This window comes from Rhodococcus sp. JVH1, from assembly GCF_000280725.2.
GTDB classification, from domain to species: Bacteria; Actinomycetota; Actinomycetes; order Mycobacteriales; family Mycobacteriaceae; genus Rhodococcus_F; species Rhodococcus_F jostii_A.
Map to the genome: position 1 here is coordinate 2496904 of NZ_CP166289.1, position 22926 is coordinate 2519829.

At 68.0% G+C, this 22926-nt stretch carries 17 protein-coding genes and 2 pseudogenes; 8 read left to right on the forward strand and 11 right to left on the reverse strand.

All coding sequences use genetic code 11. The features are described from left to right. Positions 1 to 58: 58 nt before the first annotated feature. Positions 59 to 1564 (forward strand): carboxyl transferase domain-containing protein, encoded by a 1506-nt coding sequence (locus JVH1_RS11255; protein WP_009478052.1) that lies wholly within the window; start codon positions 59 to 61, stop codon positions 1562 to 1564. On the opposite strand, the gene asnB is transcribed toward JVH1_RS11255, so the two are convergent. From asnB to JVH1_RS11270, 3 genes and pseudogenes are all read right to left on the reverse strand, one after another. Continuing rightward, positions 1551 to 3392: an asparagine synthase (glutamine-hydrolyzing) gene (gene asnB, locus JVH1_RS11260; protein WP_043781053.1), complete on the reverse strand. Its 1842-nt coding sequence runs from the start codon at positions 3390 to 3392 to the stop codon at positions 1551 to 1553. The two genes, JVH1_RS11255 and asnB, sit on opposite strands and share 14 nt — an antisense overlap. 642 nt (positions 3393 to 4034) lie before the next feature. Then, positions 4035 to 4970 (reverse strand): annotated as a pseudogene (locus JVH1_RS11265) (DUF222 domain-containing protein); the annotation flags it as partial. Between the two features lie 71 nt (positions 4971 to 5041). Next, positions 5042 to 5548: pseudogene (locus JVH1_RS11270) on the reverse strand (GPP34 family phosphoprotein); the annotation flags it as partial. 147 nt (positions 5549 to 5695) lie between these two features. Here JVH1_RS11270 and JVH1_RS11275 point away from each other — a divergent pair. Further along, positions 5696 to 6733: an alpha/beta hydrolase family protein gene (locus tag JVH1_RS11275; RefSeq protein ID WP_009478049.1), complete on the forward strand. Its 1038-nt coding sequence runs from the start codon at positions 5696 to 5698 to the stop codon at positions 6731 to 6733. A gap of 142 nt (positions 6734 to 6875) precedes the next feature. After that, positions 6876 to 8810, forward strand: coding sequence for a propionyl-CoA synthetase (locus JVH1_RS11280; RefSeq protein WP_009478048.1), 1935 nt, complete (start codon positions 6876 to 6878; stop codon positions 8808 to 8810). Between the two features lie 4 nt (positions 8811 to 8814). On the opposite strand, the gene JVH1_RS11285 is transcribed toward JVH1_RS11280, so the two are convergent. Next, the gene (locus tag JVH1_RS11285; protein WP_011597271.1) at positions 8815 to 9390 is read right to left on the reverse strand and encodes a TetR/AcrR family transcriptional regulator; all 576 of its coding nucleotides are present in this window, start codon (positions 9388 to 9390) and stop codon (positions 8815 to 8817) included. A gap of 96 nt (positions 9391 to 9486) precedes the next feature. On the opposite strand from JVH1_RS11285, the gene JVH1_RS11290 reads away from it, so the two are divergent. Beyond that, complete coding sequence (locus JVH1_RS11290) at positions 9487 to 10710, forward strand: MFS transporter (RefSeq protein WP_009478046.1); 1224 nt, start codon at positions 9487 to 9489, stop codon at positions 10708 to 10710. A 21-nt stretch (positions 10711 to 10731) separates the two neighbouring features. Here JVH1_RS11290 and JVH1_RS11295 read toward each other — a convergent pair whose 3' ends face one another. Then, positions 10732 to 12072, reverse strand: a complete 1341-nt coding sequence (locus tag JVH1_RS11295) for a deoxyribodipyrimidine photo-lyase (RefSeq protein WP_009478045.1) — start codon at positions 12070 to 12072, stop codon at positions 10732 to 10734. A 29-nt stretch (positions 12073 to 12101) separates the two neighbouring features. Then, positions 12102 to 13019 carry a mechanosensitive ion channel family protein gene (locus tag JVH1_RS11300; RefSeq protein WP_009478044.1) on the reverse strand — a complete coding sequence of 306 codons (918 nt, stop codon included), beginning with the start codon at positions 13017 to 13019 and terminating at the stop codon, positions 12102 to 12104. 82 nt (positions 13020 to 13101) lie between these two features. On the opposite strand from JVH1_RS11300, the gene JVH1_RS11305 reads away from it, so the two are divergent. Both JVH1_RS11305 and JVH1_RS11310 read left to right on the forward strand, forming a co-directional pair. Continuing rightward, the gene (locus JVH1_RS11305) at positions 13102 to 13818 is read left to right on the forward strand and encodes a response regulator transcription factor (RefSeq protein ID WP_009478043.1); all 717 of its coding nucleotides are present in this window, start codon (positions 13102 to 13104) and stop codon (positions 13816 to 13818) included. Next, positions 13815 to 15179 (forward strand): HAMP domain-containing sensor histidine kinase, encoded by a 1365-nt coding sequence (locus tag JVH1_RS11310; protein WP_011597266.1) that lies wholly within the window; start codon positions 13815 to 13817, stop codon positions 15177 to 15179. The genes JVH1_RS11305 and JVH1_RS11310 overlap by 4 nt, the downstream gene beginning before the upstream one ends. A 30-nt stretch (positions 15180 to 15209) precedes the next feature. On the opposite strand, the gene JVH1_RS11315 is transcribed toward JVH1_RS11310, so the two are convergent. The 5 genes from JVH1_RS11315 to pdxH form a co-directional block, all read right to left on the reverse strand. Continuing rightward, positions 15210 to 15572, reverse strand: a complete 363-nt coding sequence (locus JVH1_RS11315) for an FKBP-type peptidyl-prolyl cis-trans isomerase (protein WP_005244090.1) — start codon at positions 15570 to 15572, stop codon at positions 15210 to 15212. A 47-nt stretch (positions 15573 to 15619) separates the two neighbouring features. Further along, complete coding sequence (locus JVH1_RS11320) at positions 15620 to 16915, reverse strand: citrate synthase (RefSeq protein ID WP_005263314.1); 1296 nt, start codon at positions 16913 to 16915, stop codon at positions 15620 to 15622. A 428-nt stretch (positions 16916 to 17343) separates the two neighbouring features. Next, a complete protein-coding gene (locus tag JVH1_RS11325; RefSeq protein ID WP_009478040.1) occupies positions 17344 to 18306 on the reverse strand; it encodes an aldose 1-epimerase family protein in 963 nt (320 codons plus the stop codon). A 52-nt stretch (positions 18307 to 18358) separates the two neighbouring features. Beyond that, entirely contained in the window at positions 18359 to 19645 is a 1287-nt protein-coding gene (locus JVH1_RS11330; RefSeq protein WP_009478039.1) for an MFS transporter, read from the reverse strand. A 42-nt stretch (positions 19646 to 19687) separates the two neighbouring features. After that, positions 19688 to 20359: a pyridoxamine 5'-phosphate oxidase gene (gene pdxH, locus JVH1_RS11335; protein ID WP_009478038.1), complete on the reverse strand. Its 672-nt coding sequence runs from the start codon at positions 20357 to 20359 to the stop codon at positions 19688 to 19690. 270 nt (positions 20360 to 20629) lie between these two features. Between pdxH and JVH1_RS11340 the strand changes: the two genes are divergently transcribed. Both JVH1_RS11340 and serC read left to right on the forward strand, forming a co-directional pair. Then, positions 20630 to 21760 (forward strand): citrate synthase 2, encoded by a 1131-nt coding sequence (locus tag JVH1_RS11340; RefSeq protein ID WP_011597263.1) that lies wholly within the window; start codon positions 20630 to 20632, stop codon positions 21758 to 21760. A 41-nt stretch (positions 21761 to 21801) separates the two neighbouring features. Beyond that, on the forward strand, positions 21802 to 22923 hold the full coding sequence (serC, locus tag JVH1_RS11345; RefSeq protein ID WP_009478036.1) for a phosphoserine transaminase: 1122 nt from the start codon (positions 21802 to 21804) through the stop codon (positions 22921 to 22923). Positions 22924 to 22926 lie beyond the last annotated feature (3 nt).

Sequence of the window (22926 nt, forward strand, 5' to 3'; positions counted from 1 at the left end):
ACCGTCACCCGCCGTAGCAGACATCTGCAGCCCCGGCCCGACCGCTACTCTCAGGGCCATGGCCGCCAAGATCTCCGCCCACGACGTGCTCGAGTTGGTACTGGACGCAGGCAGCTTCGTCTCCTGGGACACCACACCCGTCGATGCGCGGCCGAACGAGAAGTACCGCGCCGACCTGCAGAAGGCCGCCGAGAAGTCGGGCGTCGACGAATCGGTGATCACCGGCGTCGGCACGGTTCGCGGGCGCCCGGTCGCGGTGATCGCCTGCGAGTTCGCGTTCCTGGCCGGTTCTATCGGTGTGGCCGCCGCCGAGCGGATCGTCTCCGCCATCGAACGCGCCACCCGTGAGGGTCTGCCCCTGCTCGCCTCGCCCACGTCGGGGGGCACGCGCATGCAGGAGGGCACCGTCGCCTTCGTGCAGATGGTGAAGATCGCGGCGGCCGTCGCCACCCACAAGGCCGCCCATCTCCCCTACCTGGTGTATCTGCGGAACCCGACCACCGGCGGAGTGTTCGCGTCCTGGGGTTCCCTCGGGCACATCACGGTGGCCGAACCCGGTGCGCTCGTGGGGTTCCTCGGACCCCGCGTCTACGAGGCCCTGTACGGCGAGAAGTTCCCCGAGGGCGTGCAGACGTCCGAGAACCTGTACCGCAACGGCGTCATCGACGGCGTCGTCCCCGCCACCCGCTTGCGCCGGCTCGTCCATCGGGCGTTGCGGGTGCTGATCGATCCGCCGACGCCGACCGCCACCGTCACCGAACCGGCGCCGGAGGCCGACATCCCCGACGTGCCCGCGTGGCAGTCGGTGATGCTGTCGCGGCGCGCCGACAGGCCCGGCATCCGGCACCTGCTACGGCACGCGGCCACCGAGCAGGTGCCCCTCAGCGGCACCGGTCAGGGCGAAACCGAGGGGACGGTGCTGCTGTCGCTGGCTCGTTTCCGGGGCGCACCGTGTGTGTTGCTGGGCCAGGACCGCGCCGGGCAGTCGGCGCTGAACACGATGGGGCCCGCCGCCCTCCGCGAGGCACGCCGCGGCATGCGGTTGGCGGAGGAACTGCAGATCCCTCTGGTCCTGGTGATCGACACCCTCGGTGCAGCACTGTCTCAGGAGGCGGAGGAACGCGGCCTGGCCCCCGAGATCGCCCGCTGCATCTCCGACCTCGTGACGTTGAAGACGCCGACCGTGTCCGTTCTGCTCGGTCAGGGCACGGGCGGCGGGGCGCTCGCCTTCCTCCCCGCCGACCGGGTGCTCGCCGCGCAGAACGGGTGGCTGGCCCCGCTTCCTCCCGAAGGCGCCAGCGCGATCGTCCACCGCGACACCTCACACGCCCCCGAGATGGCGGCCGCCCAGGGCATCCGTTCGCTCGACCTGCTGCGCGACGGCGTCATCGACGCCATCATCCCCGAGCATCCGGACGCCGCCGACGAGGCCGTCGACTTCTCCAAGCGGGTCGGCGAGGCCATCTCCCGGGAACTCCGTGCCCTGACCGGGGTTCCCGAAAGCGAACGCTTCGCGGCCCGGCTCGCCCGCTACCGGAACCTCGGCCTACCTAAGACAGTTTGATCGTCGGGTTGTACATGTCCATCCACAGCGCGAGGTCGAGCGTGCGCTCGAGTCCGCGCCGCGACACCTGACTGATCTGTGGGGTGTCGACGGACACCGCCCGGGACAGCCAGTCCGCACTGACCAGGCCGAACACCGGGTGCGAGGGGTCGCTGAGCAGGTCCTTGCCGTGCTGCTGCAACGCCACCGCATACTTCGGGTCCTGGGTGGACGGGTACGGCGACTTCACCCGGTCGATCACCGACTGCGGCAGCACGTCCCTGGTCGCCGCCCGCAGCAACGATTTCTCCTTGCCGTCGAACGTCTTCAGCGACCACGGCGTGTTGTAGACGTACTCCACCAACCGGTGATCGCAGAACGGCACCCGGACCTCGAGTCCGACGGCCATGCTCGCGCGGTCCTTGCGGTCGAGCAGGACCCGGACGAACCGCGTCAGATGGAGGTAGCAGATCTTGCGCATCCGCCACTCGAAGTCGGATTCGCCGTCCAGCCGGTCGATCCCGGACACCGCTGCGTCGTACGAGTCCTGCACGTAGTCGTCCATGTTCAGCCCCGCCGTGACCTCCGGGGTGAAGATGTTGCTCTCGTCGCCGAAGTGCTCGGCGAACTGCACGAGCCACGGGAAGGTGTTCGCCTGCTGCGCCTTCGGGTCGAAGAACTGTTTGTATCCGCCGAACACCTCGTCGGCCGACTCACCGGACAGCGCCACCGTGGAGTGCTGACGGATCGCCTTGAACAGCAGATACAGCGACGCGTCCATGTCGCCGAGGCCCATGGGGATGTCACGTGCCCGGATGACCTTCGCGCGCACGGCGGGGTCCGCCAGTGCGTCGGAGTCGAGGACGATGTCCTGGTGCGCGGTCCGGGATCGCCGGGCCACGTCGTGCACGTACGGAGTGTCCGGGGTGCCCCGCAGTTCGTCGGCTACGAAATGTTCGGTCTGACCGACGAAGTCGACGGCGAACGTGCGAACAGTCTCACCTACCTCGGCGAGCTGCTCGGCGGCGATGCCGGTCATCGCGGACGAGTCGAGACCACCGGACAGCAGGGTGCAGCGCGGCACGTCGGCGACCAGTTGCCTCCGCACGATGTCGTCGAAGAGTGCGCGGACGTGCGCGACGGAGGTGTCCCGGTCGTCGGTGTGCGGGCGGGTCTGCAGGGTCCAGTACCGGTGCGTTCGCAGTCCAGTGCGCGAGACGGTGACCACCGTGCCCGGTTCCACCTCACGCATGCCGTCCCACACGGCGTGTCCCGGTGTCTTCACGAACGCGAACAGCTCCCGGATCCCGTCCATTGTGACGGTCGACTCGGCGATCGGATTGGCAAGGATCGCCTTGGGTTCCGAACCGAACAGGACGCCGTCACGGGTCTCGTAGTAGTAGAACGGCTTGATGCCCATCCGGTCGCGGATCATCACGAGTGTGTCGGTCCGCGAATCCCAGATGGCGAACGCATACATGCCGTTGAGCCGCTCCGCGACGGCCTCTCCCCACTCCAGGTATCCGTGGAGCACCACCTCGGTGTCGGAGTCGGTGGCGAACCGGTGACCGCGCCGGTACAACTCCTCGCGCAGTTCACCGAAGTTGTACACCTCACCGGAGTAGACCATCGCAACGGTCCCACCGGGGGTGTCCACGCTCATCGGCTGATGCCCACCCGGCAGATCGATGATCGCGAGCCTTCGATGCCCGAGCGCGGCGTATTCGACGACCCAGGTACCGCGATCGTCCGGTCCCCGGCAGTTCATCGTCTCGGCCATGGCATCCACGGTGGACTGTTCGACGCGTAGATCGCGTTCGAACGAGATCCATCCGGCGATTCCGCACATGTGTTCCTCCGGCTGTCGCTGGCGCTCTTCCTTCAGCGCGTGGTCAGTTGCGAGGTGGCGAACCGAGTCGGAACCGTAGCAATCACATTGACTGTTCTTTACTCTTGCTAACCACCTGTATTCCACGGTAACCCTTTTCGGCGCGCAGGCGGTGGGCCCGGAAACACCGCCGGTCGGAACGGCGCGGGTTCGTCGGTCGCGTAGGCCTCGGATGCGCGTGCACCGGGCGACCGGTGCCGCACCGCATCCAGGTGCGCCTGCCGTCGGCGGCGCTCCGCCCGAATCCGGGCAGCGGTGTTCTCCGCACGGGTGCGGCGGCGGGCCGCGGCCGCGGCATGGCCACTTCCGGCGGCGCGGTCGCTTCCGCCACCGTGGTCGCTTCCGCCGGCATCGCTCCGTCCGGCACCCAGGAGCCCCGACGACCGCGGTCGGTATCGGTGACCGGTGGGCGCGACCAACTCGAATCCACCGCCAGCGGACACCCTCCAGTGACCGGAATGTTTGAGCCGGTGATGATTTCGACAATAGGCAGTGCAACCACTCGCACCCGCCGGCCCGCACCCGCATCCAGGTGTCGAGCACGGTGCCGGGACGGTACGTGGTCGGGACGACAGAACCCGGTGCCCGCGCCGCTTCGACATCCGCGTCGGCTGCGATCTCGCGCGCGTGCGCCGCGTCGACGATTCCGTAGCCGTCGAGGTAGGCCGGTTCGTCGCCGCCCGCAAGTGTGGAGTCGAGCATGATCAGGTGCACGAGGGGCTTGCGCGCGGTCGTCGCGATGCGGGAGCTCTTGCCGCAATCGACTCGCCCGCATTCACAGTGCACGAACCCGACCCCGTCGATGAGCGCGGACAATCCGTCGGCCCGTCTCTGCTCGTACGTTCGAAGATCCTTCGGGCACACGGTGTTTGCCGGTTCACGCAATCTCGCGTCGAATGCGCGACCCTGCGCCGCAGGGATGGGACCGAGGATTCGGCACATGCCGTCCTCCGCCGCACCGACTCCGACGAAGCTGTCCGCCTGTGCCTTCTCCCGCTTGGCCCGCACCCCTGCCGGGTCGAGCCTTGCGATGATGCGGTTGGCGGCATTCGTCGGCCTGCGGCCGGTCAACCCGGTTCCACCGGAGCGAAGTGGGGCCAGAACCTGTTCGAGGAGTTGATGTTCGACCTCGCCGATCCGGTCATCGCTGACGTTTGCCGTCGCGTCGTCGATCAGGCGCACCCGGTACATGTCGAGATCACCGCGCGCCATGACCTCGCGTGTGGTGTGCAACCGGGTACGTAACGATATGCCCAGGCCGATCAGCCGACCCGCCGCCGCTCGCCCCATGGTGAGCGCGGCACCGATCTCGGCCTCGACCACTTCGTGTGCGGTCGACGTCCACGCCCCGCCGGACTCGACCTCGGCAGTGCGGCGTACGAAGAGCTCGGCGATCACCGCCAGCTTCCGTTCGGCCACCACCGACTCACTGCGATGCAGGTCGGTCATCAACTCGACCAGACCCACATCGGATTCCCCGTCGACGAGACAGCAGACCGTCTCGCGAACCCCCCGATCGAATACCCCCGTATCGAACATGTGTTCTACGCTAGCGAAATCCCCTGCGCTCCACAAGACCCGGATCAGAGCCCGCCCGCCTACCCACTCCCCGCGACGATGGCGGACAGCAGCGAGACGAGCGCGGCGGTGCGCGGAGTGGGGGTGATCCCGTCGAGGAGTGCGGCGCCCAGTGCGGACCGCAGCGCGCGTTCGTGGCTGCCGTCGACCTCCGGCCACCGGGTGGTGGGGAAGATGCCCAGCACCTTGCCCTTCTCCTCGCGGACCCATCCCGCGTCGACGATGCGCTTCGCGAGTTCGTCGCGCAGGTTCTTGGCGAGCTTCTCGATGGCTGCTTCCGGTTTCATCGGCTTGGACGTACCGATGCGGTCGACGGCCCGGGCGAGCAGCGGATCCTGCGGCCGCACTCCGTCCCGGACGACGAGACGCCCCTTCTTGACATCCTCGCCGGGTTCGGCCGGGGTGACGACGTCGCCGAGGGCCAGTTCCAGAAGGACGGCGCCGGCGAGGACGCGCGGCATCCGGGTCCCGTCGACGACGGGCTTTCCCGAAGTGTCGTCGAGCAGCAGCAACAGCAGGTCTTCGGCGAGCAGCGTCATGCTTCCACGATAGGGCGGGCGTCGCGGCGAAGTCCGGTGTCCGTTCAGCCGCCCCGGGGAATGTTTGCCGGTTACCGTGAAGGGGCAATGTTCTGAGTATTCACCGGACGGTTGTCGGGCACCGCAGTCAAAGCACGAGGAGCGGCTATGAGCGCGATCGGACACTGTCGGGCACTCCTGGCGGTCGCCGTCGTTGCGTCGTCGGCCATGTTCGGTCAGGTGGCAGCGGCGTCGGCGGACGAGTGGCGGGCCCTTCCCGCCGACAAGCCGGCGTCGGCAGACGGATCCGTCCTCGACCACATCGAGGAGATCGACGACCGCCAACTGAACATGTTCGTCTACTCGGCAGCGATGGAGAAAGTGATTCTCCTCGAGGTGATCCGCCCCGCCGACACGAGCGTGCCCCGGCCGACTCTGTACCTGCTCAACGGTGCCGGTGGCGGCGAGGATTCGGCAACCTGGCAGGCGAGGACCGACGTGGTCGACTTCTTCGCCGACAAGAACGTCAACGTCGTCACTCCCGTCGGCGGGGCGTACAGCTACTACACCGACTGGGAGAAGCCCGATCCCGTCCTCGGCGTGAACAAGTGGACCACCTTCCTCACCGAGGAACTTCCGCCGATCGTCGACGCCACACTCGGAACGAACGGTGAAAATGCCATCGCGGGTCTGTCGATGTCGGGCACATCCGTCCTGAGCCTGGCCGAGGCGGCCCCGTCGCTGTATCGCGCAGTCGGCGCGTTCAGCGGGTGCGCCGAGACGAGCACCAAACCGGGCCGGGACTACGTCACCTTCGTCGTCAGCTTCCGAGGCGGCGACGTCGAGAACATGTGGGGACCGCCCGACGACCCCGCTTGGGTGGCCAACGACCCCGTCGTCAATGCCGAGAAGCTGCGCGGCATCGACCTGTACATCAGCAACGCCACCGGGCTGCCCGGCATCCACGAGAACCTCAACGGCCCGGACATCAACGGAGACGTCGGCGTGCTGGCCAACCAGGTGATCATCGGCGGCATCATCGAGGCCGGAACCAACGAGTGCACCCATCGGCTGGCCGACAGACTGAACGCTCTGGGAATCCCGGCCACGTACGACTTCCGGCCCACCGGCACCCACTCGTGGGGCTACTGGCAGGACGACCTGCACAACTCCTGGCCGATGATCGCCGGTTCCCTCGGCCTCTGACCGATTCACGACGCGATTCCGCTGGGCGACGAAAAACCACCGCCCAGCGCAGGCGTCCGCCCCGGCCGTCCGGACGGTGTCCCGGACACCCGACGTCGCATAGGGTGTTGCGGGTCACACGACGACGAGAGGACGTGCATCGATGAGCTCCCCGGGAACTCCGCCTTCGAGCGACGACCATGGCCAGAGCTACGCCGAGGTGTACCGCCGGAGCACCGACAGTCCCGAGGACTTCTGGCTCGCCGCCGCCGAGGCCGTGGAATGGGTGAAGCCGCCGACGCGGGCGCTCGACGATTCCGCCGCCCCGATGTACCGGTGGTTTCCGGACGCGTCGCTGAACACCTGCTTCAACGCCCTCGACCGGCACGTCCGGGACGGCAACGGGGATCGGGCTGCGTTGATCTACGACTCGGCGATGGCCCCCGCTGCGTCCCGCACCTACACCTACGCAGAACTTCTGGACGAGGTGTCCCGGTTCGCCGGCGTCCTGAAGGACCAGGGCGTGGTGGCCGGTGACCGGGTGATCGTCTACATGCCGATGATCCCCGAAGCGGCGATCGCGATGCTGGCCTGCGCCCGCATCGGCGCCGTGCACTCGGTGGTGTTCGGTGGTTTCGCCGCGAAGGAACTCGCCACCCGCATCGACGACGCCGGACCGGTGGTCCTGGTGACTGCGTCGGGCGGCCTCGAGCCGGGGCGCACCGTCGACTACCTGCCGATGGTGGCGAAGGCGCTGGAGTTGTCCGGCACCCCTCCGCACACGGTGATCGTCAAGGACCGGGAGCAGGTCCCCGGTTCGGCCGCCGACTACCAGGGTGACGGGGCGGCGTGGTTCGACTGGGACGCGCTGATGGCGGATGCGTCACCCGCGGAGCCGGTTCCGGTGGCCGCGACGGACCCGCTGTACATCCTCTACACGTCCGGCACCACCGGGAAGCCGAAGGGCGTGATCCGCGACAACGGTGGGCATGCCGTCGCGCTCACGTGGTCGATGCGCAACATCTACGACATCGGCGCGGGCGACGTGTGGTGGACCGCGTCCGACGTGGGCTGGGTGGTCGGGCACTCGTACATCGTCTACGGGCCGCTCCTGGCCGGTGCCACGTCCGTGCTCTACGAGGGCAAGCCGGTCGGGACCCCGGATGCGGGCGCGTTCTGGCGGGTGATCTCCGATCACGGTGTGTCGGCGCTGTTCACCGCCCCGACCGCGATCCGCGCCGTCCGCAAGGCCGATCCCGACGCGAAGGAGATCGAGAAGTACGACATCTCCTCACTGAAGACGCTGTTCGCGGCAGGCGAGCGCCTCGACCCCGACACGTACGCGTGGGCCACCCGCGTCCTCGGCCGTCCCGTCGTCGACCACTGGTGGCAGACCGAGACCGGCTGGGCGATCTGCTCCAACCTGCGCGGGCTCGAACCGATGCCGCTGAAGGCCGGCTCCCCCACCGTCCCGGTGCCCGGGTACCGGGTCCAGGTGGTCGACGCCGAAGGGAACACGGTTCCCGCCGGGGCCGAGGGCAACATCGTGATCGGACTGCCGCTGCCCCCGGGCACCCTGGCCGGGTTGTGGCGTGACCCGGAGCGGTACGTGAGGTCGTATCTCGCCACGTTCGACGGCTACTACCTGACCGGCGACTCCGGTTACATCGACGAGGACGGGTACGTGTTCGTCCTCGGCCGCAGCGACGACGTCATCAACGTTGCCGGACATCGGCTTTCGACGGGCAGCATGGAGGCGGTGGTCGCGGGGCACCCCGCGGTGGCCGAGTGCGCGGTGGTCGGGATCCGCGACGAACTCAAGGGCCAGCGGCCCAGCGGTTACGTGGTGCTCAAGGCCGGGGTCGAGATCGACCCGGACACGCTCCGCAACGAACTGGTCGCGATGGTGCGCGAGCAGATCGGCGCCGTCGCCACGTTCCGCGACGTGACGGTCGTGCAGGCACTGCCCAAGACCCGCTCGGGCAAGATCCTGCGCAAGACGATGCGGCAGATCGCCGACCACGAGGAGTACACGGTGCCCTCCACCATCGAGGACGTCGCCGTACTCGACGCGCTGAAGAAGCAGCTGGGCGGCTGACCTCTCAGACCCGGACGGCCGCGTCGAGTGCGTGAACCACCAGTTCCTCGACGCGGTCCGCTTCGAGGGGGTCGAGGTCGAACAGGATGCGGTAGATGATCGGCGCCACGACGTGGTCGATCACGTGCTCGACCACGCCCTGCACGGGTTCGCCGCGTCCGAGGATCGTCTCGATCTGGGTGCGGCAGAACGTCGCGCACTTGAACTGATTGGTGCCGTCCTCGGACCTGAGGGTGTCGGCGCTCATCACAACGTCGCGCAGTGCCGCCCGCCCCACCGGCGAGGACATCTCCTCGAGGTAGTCCTGCGCCCAGGCGACGAGGTCGCCTCGCACACTGCCGGTTTCACGCGGGGGCGCGTCGGGATGCAGACGCTCGAGCGCGACGTCCGCGAACAATTCGGTGATGTCCCCCCAGCGCCGGTAGATGGTCGACGGGGTGACCCCGGCGTCGGCGGCGATCATCGGGACGGTGATGTCCGCTCGGTCGCGCTCGTCGAGAAGTTTGCGCGTGGACGCGTGCACCGCCTGCTGGATGCGGGCGCTGCGACCACCGGGGCGTGGACCTGGAGCCGGACTCATGCCCCCATGCTAACGCAAAGACGTTGCATTAAGAATGGTGGCGGCGTAGCGTACATTAACGCAAACCTTTTGCATTAATGTTTCCGGGAGTACGCCATGACGACGCTTGCCGCGCCCGAAGCACCACCGACGTCCCGACCCGCACTGCGCCGCGGAGCCGCCTTCACGCTCGTCGCGGTCGTGATCGCCACCCTGCTCGGCGCGTCTGCCGCACCCACACCGCTGTACGAGGTGTACCAGTCGAACTGGGGTTTCTCGTCGCTGCAGTCGACGCTGGTCTTCGGCATCTACGCCGTGAGCCTGCTGCTGGCGCTGCTCACCGTCGGTTCGCTCTCGGACTACGTCGGCCGCCGGCCCGTGCTGATCACGGCACTCGTGGTCGAAGCCGCCTCGATGATCATGTTCGCGACAGCCGAAGGCATCGGCCTCCTGCTGTTCGCCCGCGTCGTGCAGGGTTTCGCCACCGGCGCCGCGATCAGCGCACTCGGTTCCACACTCCTCGACCTCGAACGCACGCCCGGACGCGGCGCCACCGTCAACAGCATCGCGCCCACCGTCGGCCTCGCACTGGGCGCCATCGGATCGAGCCTGATCAGCGAGCACCTTCCCCGGCCCACCAGCACCGTGTTCCTGGTGTTCTTCGCGCTGTTCCTCCTCGAAATCCTCGGCATCTGGGCGGCACCCGAGACGGCGGTCCGGCAGAAGGGGGCTCTGGCCTCGATGCGTCCGACACTCGCGGTCCCGCCCACCGCACTGGGCATGCTCGTCCTCACCGGACCCTGCCTGGTCGCCGTGTGGGCGCTGGGCGGCTTCTACCTGTCACTCGGACCGTCGCTTGCCCGCAACGCGCTCGACGTCCACACGTCGCTGATCGGCGCCGTCATGGTCGCGACACTCACCGGGACCGGTGCATCCGCGGTGTTCCTGCTGCGCAACGTGGCGGCACGCCCCATCCTGTACGTCGGAGCGTCCGCCCTCGTCGCCGGGGTCGCCATCACCCTGGTCGGCGCCGAAACGTCCTCGGCGCTGTGGATTCTCGCGGGAACCGCGGTGGCGGGCGTCGGGTTCGGCGCCGGCTTCCAGGGCACCATCCGCACCGTCATGCCGCTCGCCGAACCGCACGAGCGCGCGGGACTGCTGTCGAGCATCTACGTGATCGCCTACCTCGCCAACAGCGTTCCGGCACTGATCGCCGGATACCTCGTCGGGAAGGTCGGGCTCGTCGACACCACCCGCATCTACGGCGGACTCGTCATCGTCCTCGCCGCGGCAGCCTTCCTCGGGCTTCTCATGCGCAAAGCGCCCGTGAGTACTTATTAACCGCCCGCGGTTAACAAGTACTCACAGGGCCTTGATCTCGCCGTAGCGGGCAAGGGCCTCCTGCCGTTCGTGGGCGTGGTCGACGATCGGTGGCGGATAGTCCTCGGGGCGGCCGTCTTTCAGAGCGTGGACGGCCTTGCCGGGGATGCCGCGCAGTTCGGGCACCCACCGCCGCACGTACTCGCCGTCGGGGTCGAACTTCTCCCCCTGCGTCGTCGGGTTGAACACCCGGAAGTACGGCGACGCGTCCGTCCCCGATCCCGCGGTCCACTGCCAGCCGTGCTGATTGTTCGCGAGATCCCCGTCGACGAGCTGGTTCATGAAGTAGCGGGCACCCCGCCACCACGGCAGATGCAGATCCTTGACGAAGAACGATGCGACGATCATCCGCACCCGATTGTGCATCCAGGCTTCGGCTTTCAGCTGACGCATCCCGGCGTCGACGATCGGGAACCCCGTGCGGCCCTCGCACCACGCCGTGTACGCCTCCTCGGCGTCGGAACCGCTGTCGTAGCGGATGTGGTCGAAGCGACGGTCATAGTTCCCGCGGGCGCTGTCGGGGCGCTGGACGAGGATGTCGGCGTAGAAGTCCCGCCACGCGAGCTGCCGCCGGTACTGTTCGGCGCTCGTGCTGCGGCGGCGCGCGAGATCGCGGAGCATCGTCCGCGGATGAATGTTGCCGTACTTCAGGTAGACGGACATCCGGCTCGTCGCGTCGAGACCGGGACGATCCCGCGCATCCTCGTAGCCGGCGAGGTCGTCGTCGCAGAACTCCGCCCACCGCTGCAGCGCCGCCGCCTCACCCGCGGGGCACCCGTCGGATTCCGGTTCGGGGATCGCCACCCGCCGCGCCTTCACGTCGTTCGGGTCCAGCCACTCCACCGTCGCAGACCCGGTGTCGATCGGCGCGCGCCACCCGTGTTCGAGCCACTGCCGGAAGTACGGGGTGAACACGCGGTACGGCTCCCCGTCCGTCTTCGTCACCCGGCCCGGCGCCACGGCATACGGCGAACCGGTGGCCACCAGATCGACGTGCTCCGCGACGGCGGCGTCACGCTCGCGACCGTAGGGCCCGTAGTCCGCGCTCACGTGCACTTCTTCGGCCGATACCTTCTTCGCGACCCTCGGAACCACGTCGACGGGATCGCCCTTCACCACCAGCAACCGGCCGTCGAGTTGGTCGTCCAGTGCGGCGAGACTGCGGAACAGGAAGTCCCGGCGAGCACCGCCCGATGTTGTCAGCAGCCGGTCGTCGAGGACGAACAGCCCGAGCGCCCGCGCCCCCGACTCGGACACCGTGTGCAGCGTCGGCAGATCACCGAGCCGGAGGTCGCGCCGGAACCAGACGAGTGCGGTGTCCATACCTGCCACGGTAACGAAGCGCGGGCCGATCAGTTGGTGGAGCGAGCCGACGACAGCACCGACAGGTACGGCGCGTCGATGTCGTAGTGCTCGAACGCCGACAGCGCCGCGCGGGCGAACGTCCGCTGCACCGCCCACTGCCTGCCGGGCTTGGTCCGCGCGGTGATCCGCAGTGTGACCGATTCCGCGGTCACCGAGTTGACGCCCAGCAGTTCCGGGGGTTCGAGTACGTCGGCCGCGATCGCGTCGCCCTTCGCCGCCTCGGTGACGGCCTCCAGTGCCACCTCGCACGCCCGCTGCACGTTGGCGGCGTGCGCGATCGGCAGATCGACCACCGCGACCGCGTAACCCTGGCTCATGTTGCCGACGCGGACGATCTCACCGTTGCGGCAGTACCAGAGGGTGCCGTTGACGTCGCGGATCGTGGTGACCCGCAGACCCACCGTCTCGACCGTGCCCACGGCCTCGCCGAGGTCCACGACGTCCCCGACCCCGTACTGGTCCTCGAGCAGCATGAAGATGCCCGACAGGAAGTCCCGGACGAGGTTCTGCGCACCGAATCCGAGTGCGACACCGATCACTCCGGCGGACGCGATGAACGGCGCCACGTTGACGCCGAGGACGGCGAGGACCTGGAGCACCACCCAGATGAGCACCACGATCGACACGGTCGATTTGAGGACGGACCCGATCGTCCGGGCGCGTTGCGCGCGGCGCTCGTTGACCATTGCCTCCTTGACGCCGCGCGGGGCGCGTTCCCGCAGGGGACGGAGCATGGCCGGTTTGTCGGAAGGCTCCCGGGGCCGCGTCATCCGGTCGATCATCCGGTGCAACGCGAAACGCAGCACGAGCGCCAGGACGACGTAGGTCGCGATCTCGGCCGGGCGGTGAATCAGCCAGTCACGGTTGGTTTCGGTCAGTTCGAATGCCTGCAGCGAAGAAAACATCTCCAACGAGTGTACGGACGAGACACGCTCCCACAACTGCCATCCGCACGCTCAGTGGTCGCGCTCACGGCACAATGCAGGAGTGACCGTCACCGACTCAGCCAGTGTCCTCGTGGTCGACGACGACGAGGACGTGCGGACGTCCCTCGAACGCGGCCTGCGCCTGTCCGGATTCACCGTCCTCACGGCCGTCGACGGCGCCGACGCGCTCCGGGTGGTCAGCGAACGACGTCCGGACGCGATGGTGCTCGACATGAACATGCCGGTCATCGACGGCACCGGTGTGGTGACCGCCCTGCGCGCGATGAACAACGACATCCCGATCTGCGTGCTCAGCGCCCGCGACACCGTCGACGACCGCATCTCCGGCCTCGAATCGGGCGCCGACGACTACCTGGTCAAGCCGTTCGTCCTCGCCGAACTGATCGCTCGGATCCGGGCGATGCTGCGGCGGCACGGAACGACGGCAGCCGCGCCGGCCGGTTCGCCCGCGACCCCACCGATCCGCGTCGGCGCCCTGGAGATCCGGACGTCCGCACGCGGGGTCTTCATGGCGGGCGAGGAGGTCACGCTGACCAAACGGGAATTCGAACTCCTCGAGGTGCTCGCCCGCAACGTCGGCATCGTCCTGAGCCGTGAACGGCTCCTCGAACTGGTGTGGGGGTACGACTTCGTCGCCGACACCAACGTCGTGGACGTGTTCGTCGGCTACCTGCGTCGCAAGTTCGAAGTCGGTGGTCAACCGCGCATCCTGCACACGGTCCGCGGAGTCGGGTTCGTGCTCCGGGAACCGTCGTGAAACGGTCGTTCTCCCTCCGGACCCGTGTGGCCGCCGCGACCGCGCTGGGGGCGACGATCATCGTCGTGGCGCTCGGCATCCTGGTGTCGCTGGCGATCAACCGGAACAACCTGTCGCAACTCGACCGGCGGCTGGAGACGGCGTCGGACGTCCTGGTTCCCAACGCGGCCACCGCGGGACTGTTCCTCGGGGCACTGGGCGACAAGGGTGCGTTCGCCATCACGATCCGTTCGGCCGACGGCGACACCGTGCTCGTGAGCACCCCCACCCAGCTGCCCGAACTCGACCCGGGCCAGCAGACCGTCGAGGTCGGTGACACGAAGTACCGGGCGTACACCGCGACCGTGCCGCTCCTCGGCACCCGGATCTCCCTGGCCGTGCCGTACGCCGAAGCCCAGGACGTGACGTCGGAGCAGCAACGACAGGTGGCGCTCGTCGGAGTGCTCGCCATCGCCGCGGCCAGCGGTCTCGGCTGGTTGTTCGGCGGTCGGGCCGTGCGACCGCTGGTCGACTTGACCGGCCGCATCGTGCGCCGCGAACCGAAGCTGACGCCCACGACCTCCGGTGTACGGGAGGCGGACGAACTGGCCTCCGCCGCGGAGTCGATGCTGCGCGACGTCGCGGAGGCGCAGGACGCGACCACCGCCGCGCTCGCCACCGCACGCGACTTCGCGGCCGTCTCGGCACACGAACTCCGGACCCCGCTCACCGCGATGCGCACCGACCTCGAGGTCCTCACCACTCTCGACCTGACGCCGGAACAGCAGCACGAGATCCTCCGCGACCTCGCCCGCTCACAAGGCCGGGTGGAATCGACGCTGTCCGATCTCGAACGCCTCGCCCGCGGCGAACTGTCCACCGACAAGGACTTCGTGGACTGCGACCTCGTCGACATCAGCGACCTCGCCGCCGAGGAGGCGATGCGTCACAATCCGGGACTGCAGGTGACCGTCGACGCGACCCCGGTGACGGTTCGCGGCATGCCCGGTGGGCTGCGCCTCACCCTGGACAACGCCATCAAGAACGCGGTCCGGCACGGCGGCGCCACCGCGGTGACGATCACGCTGAGAGCGGCCGACGGCATCACCACCGTCGTCGTCGACGACAACGGATCGGGGGTGCCCGAGACCGAACGGGCCGTGGTGTTCGAACGGTTCCACCGCGGTTCCAACGCGACGAAGAGCGGGTCGGGTCTCGGCCTCGCGCTCGTCGCGCAGCAGGCGGCACTGCACAACGGCAGCGCACGTTTCGAAGTCAGCCCGCTCGGTGGCGCCCGGCTCGTCGTCGAACTCCACACCGACACCCCACACCAGCCCCCGAAAGCGGAAGCACGGAAAGCGGAAAGCCCCGCGTCACCGTGAGGTGATGCGGGGCTTTCGGTGCTGGGGAGACTATTCCTTCACGTCCAGCAGGTCGATCATGAAGACCAGCGTCTTGCCGGACAGCTGATGTCCGGCGCCGGCGGGACCGTAGGCCAGCTCCGGCGGGATCGTGAGCTGACGACGTCCGCCCACCTTCATGCCGGGGATGCCGTCCTGCCAGCCCTTGATGAGGCCGCGCAGCGGGAACTGGATGGACTCGCCGCGGCTCCAGGAGGAGTCGAACTCCTCGCCGGACTCGAACTCGACGCCGACGTAGTGCACCTCGACGGTGCCCCCGGGAACGGCCTCGGCGCCGTCTCCGACCACCACGTCCTTGATGACCAGGTCGGTCGGGGCAGGTCCGTCTTGGAATTCGATCTCGGGCTTGGTCATATGTCCTCCTCGGTGAGGGCTCTATGGTTCGGCACAGGTATTCGCGATCAGCGACCTGTGACGTCCTTGTAGTCACGCTCGGTGTAACCGGTGTAGATCTGGCGCGGACGGCCGATCTTCGTAGCGGGATCTTCGTGCATCTCGCGCCAGTGTGCAATCCACCCGGGCAAGCGGCCCATGGCGAACAGAACGGTGAACATGCGCGTGGGGAAACCCATCGCGCGGTAGATCAGACCCGTGTAGAAGTCGACGTTCGGGTACAGCTTGCGCTCGACGAAGTAGTCGTCGGTGAGCGCCGCCTCTTCGAGCGCCATCGCGATGTCGAGCAGCTCGTCGTCGCCGCCGAGCTTCTCGAGGATGGTGTGAGCCGTCTTCTTGACGATCGCCGCGCGCGGGTCGTAGTTGCGGTAGACACGGTGTCCGAAGCCCATGAGCTTCACACCGTCTTCCTTGTTCTTGACCTTGCGGACGAAGTCGTCCGCGTTGCTGCCGCTGGCCTTGATCTCGTCGAGCATCTCCAGCACGGCCTGGTTGGCGCCGCCGTGCAGCGGGCCCCAGAGTGCGTTGATGCCACCGGAGATCGAGGTGAACAGGTTGGCGTCGGACGAGCCGACCAGCCGCACCGTCGACGTCGAGCAGTTCTGCTCGTGGTCGGCGTGCAGGATCAGAAGCATGTCGAGAGCCTTGGCGATCTCGGGATCGATCTCGTAGGGCTCCGCGGGGAAGCCGAACGTCATCCGGAGGAAGTTCTCGACCAGGTTCAGGGAGTTGTCCGGGTACAGGAACGGCTGCCCGACGGACTTCTTGTACGCGTAGGCCGCGATGGTCGGCAGCTTCGCGAGAAGACGGATGGTCGACAGCTCGACCTGTTCCGGGTCGGCCGGGTCCAGGGAATCCTGGTAGTACGCGGACAGCGCGTTGACGGCGCTGGACAGGACCGGCATCGGGTGTGCGTTCCGCGGGAATCCGTCGAAGAACCTCTTGAGGTCCTCGTGCAGCAGCGTGTGGCGCCGGATCCGGTCGGTGAACGACTCGAGCTGCGCCGTGGTGGGCAGCTCACCGTAGATCAGCAGATAGCTGACCTCGATGAAGGTCGACTTCTCGGCCAGCTGTTCGATCGGGTACCCGCGGTAGCGGAGAATCCCGTGCTCACCGTCGATGTAGGTGATCGCGGAGCTGGTGGAGGCGGTATTGACGAAACCCGGGTCCAGGGTGGTGTACCCGGTGCTGGCGAGCAGCTTGCCCAGTTCGATACCGTCATTGCCCTCGGTTGCCCTGGCAATGGACATCGTGTGCTCACCACCAGGGTAGGTAAGCGTGGGCTTTGTGTCATTGTCAGGCACGAAGCATCCCTCTCAAGCTCAAACCAATGAGTAACAACTTCATTCAGGTAGAAACTAGTCCCACTCTGGCCTGCGTGCCGAAGGCGGGTCCGCTCAGAGCCCGCGATCCGGGTCCGCCGCGGGATGCGCGGCGACCACCGGGAAGGGTCGCCGAACGGGATCGGCGAGTGTCCGATTTGCCCGCACGGCGCGGGAGCGGAATCGGTGAGGGCCAGTTACCTGAGACTGGACTGGCCGCGTTACCTGCACAGATGCCGAAGACGGTGGAGAACGCACACCGCGGTGCCCGAAGCGGTGAGGGAAGAACAGAGGGTGACACAAAGCGCCGCAGCCGCGACAGAAGAACCCCCGCCCGACGTATCGGCCGGACCGCGACCGGTGTTACACCGTCTCACCAAGTGGGCACTCGATGCTCGAAAGTTGAACCGCTACGACCCCAACGCGGACATGCCCCACGCACCCGTCCACTGCTGCCCCGGAGCGAGCACCAACTGATCGATCCCGGAGTTGAACGCGTCCGGCGGGCACGTCATCGGTTCGAGCGCCAGCGCCCGCCCGCGGCCCGGGTACGACTTCCCGGCGTCGGGATCCGCGACGAACGCCTGCAGCCAGCCGAACTCACGAGCCGCCCACAGGATCGTTCCGGTGCCGTCCGGCGCACGCAATTCGTGCCGCGACCTGCCGTCCGCGTCGACGTCCAGTGCACTGAACGGGGTGTCGAGCGCGACGCCCGCCAACGTGCGCGGGCTGGTGAAGTCGTATTCGGTGCCTGCCACGGGCTGCGAACCCCCACTCGGCAGCATGCGCTCGTCGAGCGGCAGCCGGGTGCCGGCGGACAGTCGCAGCGTGCACTCGTCGAGCGGGAAGTCGCCGGCGCGGACGTAGGAGTGGAAGCCCATCCCGAACGGTGCCGGGATGGCTCCCGTGTTGGTGGCTGTGTGCGTCACGGTGAGGCCGTCGTCGCCAACGACGTAGGCAACGGTGAGCCGCAGCGGGTACGGCCACCCCTTGTGGAGGCCGACGTCGATAGACAACTCGATGCGGTCGTCGGCGTGATTCATGACACGCCAGTCCCGGCGGCGGACGAATCCGTGACTGGCATTGCCGAATGTCGGTTCCGTGATCTCGAGCTGATGGTCGATGCCGTCGAAGACGAACTGGCCGTCGCGGATCCGGTTCGGCCACGGCGCGAGGATCAGACCGGCCGACAACGGTGGCCGGGTTCCGATGTCCCACGTCTCGGTGAGCGCCGTCGGCCCGTCCGGACCGTCCCATTCGAGTAGCCGGAGTCCGGCGCCGGTGGCCGCGATACCGGCCCGGTAGCCGCCTCCCCGGATCTCGAATCCGGCCGTGGCAGGCCTGTCCGTCTTCGAAGACTGCGGTTCACCCATGCACTTCAGTGTGCCCGAGATGGGCGCGAGATATGTGATGGCGCACAGGAACCTAGCGGGTGACCTTGTACCGCACCAGTGCCGGGAACGCGAGCGCGGCGATCACCACACCGACGACGACGAGGACGCCGCCGCCCGCGGCCGCCACGCTCGTCCCGACCGCAGCCGCTGCCACGCCGTGCACGACGTCACCGATCCGCGGGCCCCCGGCCACGACGACGATGAAGACGCCCTGGAGTCGTCCGCGCATCTCGTCCGTGGCGACCTGCTGGAGCATGGTGCTGCGGAACGCGGCGGAGACCATGTCGACGGCACCACCGAATGCGAGGAACGCGAGAGCGATCCACAACAGGACCGGACTGTCGCCGGGTGACGCGATCCCCACCACCACGCCGAAACCGACCATCGCCAGACCCCACAGCACGATGCACACGATCACGGCGAGGCCCTGGCGCCGGACCCTCGGCAGCCAGCCGGAGAACACCCCACCGGCCACCGCGCCGAAGGACATCGCCGCGAACAGCAGGCCCAGCGCCACACCGCCCGATGCCGGGTCGCCGAACGTGTCGTGCGCGATCTGCGGGAACAACGCCCGCGGCATGCCGAACACCATGGCGATGATGTCGACGACGAACGACGCGAGCAGCACCTTCTGCGTCGCGAGGTAGGCGAACCCGTCGAACACCTCACGCAGCCCGGCCCGGCGCGACTCCCCCGTCGGCGGGATGGCAGGCAGCCGGAGCACCGCCCACAGTGTGGCCAGTAGGGCGATCGAATCGACGAGATACAGCGTCGACAGCCCGACCGTCGGAATCATCACGCCGGCGAGCAGCGGTCCGGCAATGGCGCCGAACTGCATGACCGTCATGTTGAGCGAGTTGGCGGCGGCCAGCTGTTCCGCCGGGATGAGCCGCGGGATGATAGCGCTTCGGGTGGGCTGGTTGACCGCGAAGAACGCCTGTTGCAACCCCAGCAGTCCGAGCACCAGCCACACGTTGTCCAGGCCCAGCGCCGCCTGCACCCAGAACAGCACGGACGTCACACCGAGTCCGACGGTGGTGATCGTCAGCAGTTTCCGCCGGTCCATGACGTCGGCCAGCGCGCCGCCCCACAACCCGAACACGATCAGCGGTACCAGCGCGAAGACACCGGTCAGACCCACGTACGCCGAGCTTCGGGTGATCTCGTACACCTGCTGCGGCACCGCGACGACACTGAGCTGCCCGCCGATCACCGTCACGATCCCGGCCGCCCACAGTCGGCGGTAGTCCCGGTTCTGCAGCGGCGCCGTGTCGGCGAGCAGCCGCCGCTTCTTCTTCTCGGTGACGGTGTCGCTCATTTTTCCCTTAGCTCGTTTCCCATGCTCACTATTCCCCGGCAGTCACGGCTGCAGTCGCTCCACCGTCCACGAGCCGTCGACCAGCGACGTCCGGATGCGGTTGTGCATCCGGTTCGCGCGGCCCTGCCAGAACTCCACGACCGCGGGGCGAATCAGGATTCCGCCCCAGTCCGGCCGGACCGGGATGTCGACGTCGACGGGAAAGCGCTCCGCCGCGTGCAGCAGCGCGGCGTCCAATTCGGCCCGCGAACCGATCGGCTTCGACTGCTCGGAGGCCCATGCCCCCAGCCGGGATCCGCGGGGCCTGCTGTGCCAGTACTCGTCCGTGACCTCGGCACTCACGCGCTCGACGGGACCGCGGACGGTGATCTGCCGGGCGACGGGCACCCAGGTGAACGTCACCGACGCGTAGGGCACCGCCTCCAGCTGGCGGCCCTTGTCCGAGTCGTAGTTGGTGAAGAACAGCACACCGTCGGTACTCAATCCCTTGCAGAGGACGGTGCGGGTGCACGGATGTCCGTGCTCGTCGACGGTTCCGAGCGTCATCGCGTTGGGTTCGGGAACCCCGGCCTCGACGGCGTCCTCGAGCCACAGGCGCATCAGGGGAAGCCAGCCGCCGCTCAGCTGGTCGGCGTCCAGATCGGAGTCGACGTACCGACCGTCAGCGCCCTGGTGTGCGTACCCGACGCGCATGCCCGCGAGGTCCTTGTTCACCGTTTTCGGCTGTTCTGCATCTGGAGACACAGCCGAGAACGCTACTCCCGGGTATGCACTGATCAACTCTCCGGTGACACCGGCTAAAGTTTTGGGGACCGAACCCGTCCCCTCGGATTGCAGCCGCGATCGTGCGATGCCCGGGGAAGGGAAGTCGATTGCGCGGACGAAGGTGCCTGCCCATCCCGCATGCACGCCCAGCGCAATTGTCGAACGCCGAGACAGTGCCGCTCTGACCGGGGGCACTCGAACGAGGAGAGTCCACGAGCTATGTCAGCTAGCGCGGCAATACCGGACGATTTCGTCAGCGGACTGGAAGGCGTGGTCGCGTTCACCAGCGACATCGCCGAACCCGACAAGGACGGCGGCGCCCTGCGCTACCGCGGCGTCGACATCGAAGAACTGGTCTCCAAGCACGTCACGTTCGGCAACGTGTGGGCCCTGCTCGTCGACGGCCGCTTCGGCCCCGGACTGCCCCCGGCCGAACCGTTCCCCCTGCCCGTGCACACCGGCGACGTCCGCGTCGACGTCCAGGCCGGCCTCGCCATGCTCGCCCCCATCTGGGGATACCAGCCCCTCCTCGACATCGACGACGACACCGCCCGCGAACAACTCGCCCGCGCCTCCGTCATGGCCCTGTCCTACGTCGCCCAATCCGCCCGCGGCATCTACCAGCCCGCCGTCCCGCAGAAACGGATCGACGAAGCCAAGACCGTCACCGAACGGTTCATGGTCCGCTGGAAGGGCGACCCCGATCCCGCCCACGTCGCCGCCATCGACGCCTACTGGGTCTCCGCCGCCGAACATGGCATGAACGCCTCCACCTTCACCGCCCGCGTCATCGCTTCCACCGGCGCCGACGTCGCCGCGTCCCTGTCCGGGGCGATCGGCGCGATGTCCGGCCCGCTGCACGGCGGCGCCCCCGCCCGCGTCCTGCCGATGATCGAGGACACCGAAAAGACCGGCGACGCCCGCGCCCTGGTCAAGGGCATCCTCGACCGCAAGGAAAAGCTGATGGGCTTCGGGCACCGCGTCTACCGCGCCGAAGACCCCCGCGCCCGGGTGCTGCGCGCCACCGCGAAACGCCTGAACGCCCCCCGCTACGAGGCGGCCGCCGCCCTCGAACAGGCCGCCCTCGCCGAACTGCGCGAGCGCCGCCCCGACCGGGCCATCGAAACCAACGTCGAATTCTGGGCCGCGGTCATCCTCGACTTCGCCGAGGTCCCCGCGCACATGATGCCTGCGATGTTCACCTGCGGCCGCACCGCCGGCTGGTGCGCCCACATCCTCGAGCAGAAGCGTCTCGGCAAGCTCGTCCGCCCCGCCGCCATCTACACCGGACCCGCGCCCCGCACCCCCGAGTCCGTCGAGGGCTGGGACCAGATCGCCCACACCAGCTGACCGTCTCCCCCGCCAGAACCAGTAAGGAACAGAAAGTAGCGATGACCTCCACACCGATCATCCCCGCAGACCTCCTGCCCGCCGACGGACGTTTCGGCTGCGGACCGTCCAAGGTTCGGCCCGAACAGCTGCAGTCGCTGGTCGAGGTGGGCTCCTCGGTGTTCGGCACCAGCCACCGCCAGAAGCCTGTCAAGGACGTCGTCGCCAGCGTGCGGTCCGGCCTCGCAGATCTGTTCTCCCTGCCCGAGGGCTACGAGGTGGTGCTCGGCAACGGCGGCACCACCGCGTTCTGGGATGCGGCCGCGTTCGGCCTGATCCGGGAGAAGTCGCTGCACCTCACGAACGGTGAGTTCAGCTCCAAGTTCGCGTCGGTCGCGAAGAACAACCCGTTCATCGGCGACCCGATCGTCGTCTCCGCCGACCCGGGCAGTGCGCCCGAGCCGGTCTCCGATCCGTCCGTCGACCTCATCGGCTGGGCGCACAACGAGACGTCCACCGGTGTCGCGATCCCCGTCTCGCGTCCCGCGGGCTCGGAGAATGCGCTCATCGCCATCGACGCCACGTCCGGCGCCGGCGGCCTGCCGGTGAACGTCGCCGACGCCGACGTGTACTACTTCGCCCCGCAGAAGTGCTTCGCCGCCGACGGTGGCCTGTGGATCGCACTGATGAGCCCTAAGGCGCTCGAGCGCGTCGCGGAAATCAAGGACTCGGGCCGCTGGACCCCCGACTTCCTGTCGCTGCCCATCGCCGTGGACAACAGCTCCAAGGATCAGACGTACAACACCCCGGCGCTCGCGACGCTGCTGCTGCTCGCCAACCAGATCGACTGGCTGAACGGCAAGGGCGGCCTCGACTGGGCCACCTCGCGTACCGCCGATTCGTCCTCGCGCCTGTACCAGTGGGCCGAGGCCAGCGAATACGCCACCCCGTTCGTCACCGATCCCGCTCACCGCTCGCAGGTGGTCGGCACCATCGACTTCGACGACAAGATCGACGCGGCCCAGGTGGCGAAGATCCTGCGCGCCAACGGCGTCGTCGACACCGAGCCGTACCGCAAGCTGGGCCGCAACCAGCTGCGTGTCGGCATGTTCCCGGCGATCGATCCCGAGGACGTCTCGCAGCTCACCAAGAGCATCGACTGGGTCGTCTCGCAGCTCGGCTGAGTC

Bases quoted from the DNA above. Each gene is read 5' to 3' on its own strand.
- JVH1_RS11290 (WP_009478046.1), top strand. From the start codon at position 9,487: ATGACGACGCTTGCCGCGCCCGAAGCACCACCGACGTCCCGACCCGCA.
- JVH1_RS11295 (WP_009478045.1), bottom strand. From the start codon at position 12,072: ATGGACACCGCACTCGTCTGGTTCCGGCGCGACCTCCGGCTCGGTGAT.
- JVH1_RS11285 (WP_011597271.1), bottom strand. From the start codon at position 9,390: ATGAGTCCGGCTCCAGGTCCACGCCCCGGTGGTCGCAGCGCCCGCATC.
- JVH1_RS11330 (WP_009478039.1), bottom strand. From the start codon at position 19,645: ATGAGCGACACCGTCACCGAGAAGAAGAAGCGGCGGCTGCTCGCCGAC.
- JVH1_RS11325 (WP_009478040.1), bottom strand. From the start codon at position 18,306: ATGGGTGAACCGCAGTCTTCGAAGACGGACAGGCCTGCCACGGCCGGA.
- JVH1_RS11300 (WP_009478044.1), bottom strand. From the start codon at position 13,019: ATGTTTTCTTCGCTGCAGGCATTCGAACTGACCGAAACCAACCGTGAC.
- serC (WP_009478036.1), top strand. From the start codon at position 21,802: ATGACCTCCACACCGATCATCCCCGCAGACCTCCTGCCCGCCGACGGA.
- JVH1_RS11280 (WP_009478048.1), top strand. From the start codon at position 6,876: ATGAGCTCCCCGGGAACTCCGCCTTCGAGCGACGACCATGGCCAGAGC.
- JVH1_RS11255 (WP_009478052.1), top strand. From the start codon at position 59: ATGGCCGCCAAGATCTCCGCCCACGACGTGCTCGAGTTGGTACTGGAC.
- asnB (WP_043781053.1), bottom strand. From the start codon at position 3,392: ATGTGCGGAATCGCCGGATGGATCTCGTTCGAACGCGATCTACGCGTC.
- JVH1_RS11275 (WP_009478049.1), top strand. From the start codon at position 5,696: ATGAGCGCGATCGGACACTGTCGGGCACTCCTGGCGGTCGCCGTCGTT.
- JVH1_RS11340 (WP_011597263.1), top strand. From the start codon at position 20,630: ATGTCAGCTAGCGCGGCAATACCGGACGATTTCGTCAGCGGACTGGAA.
- JVH1_RS11315 (WP_005244090.1), bottom strand. From the start codon at position 15,572: ATGACCAAGCCCGAGATCGAATTCCAAGACGGACCTGCCCCGACCGAC.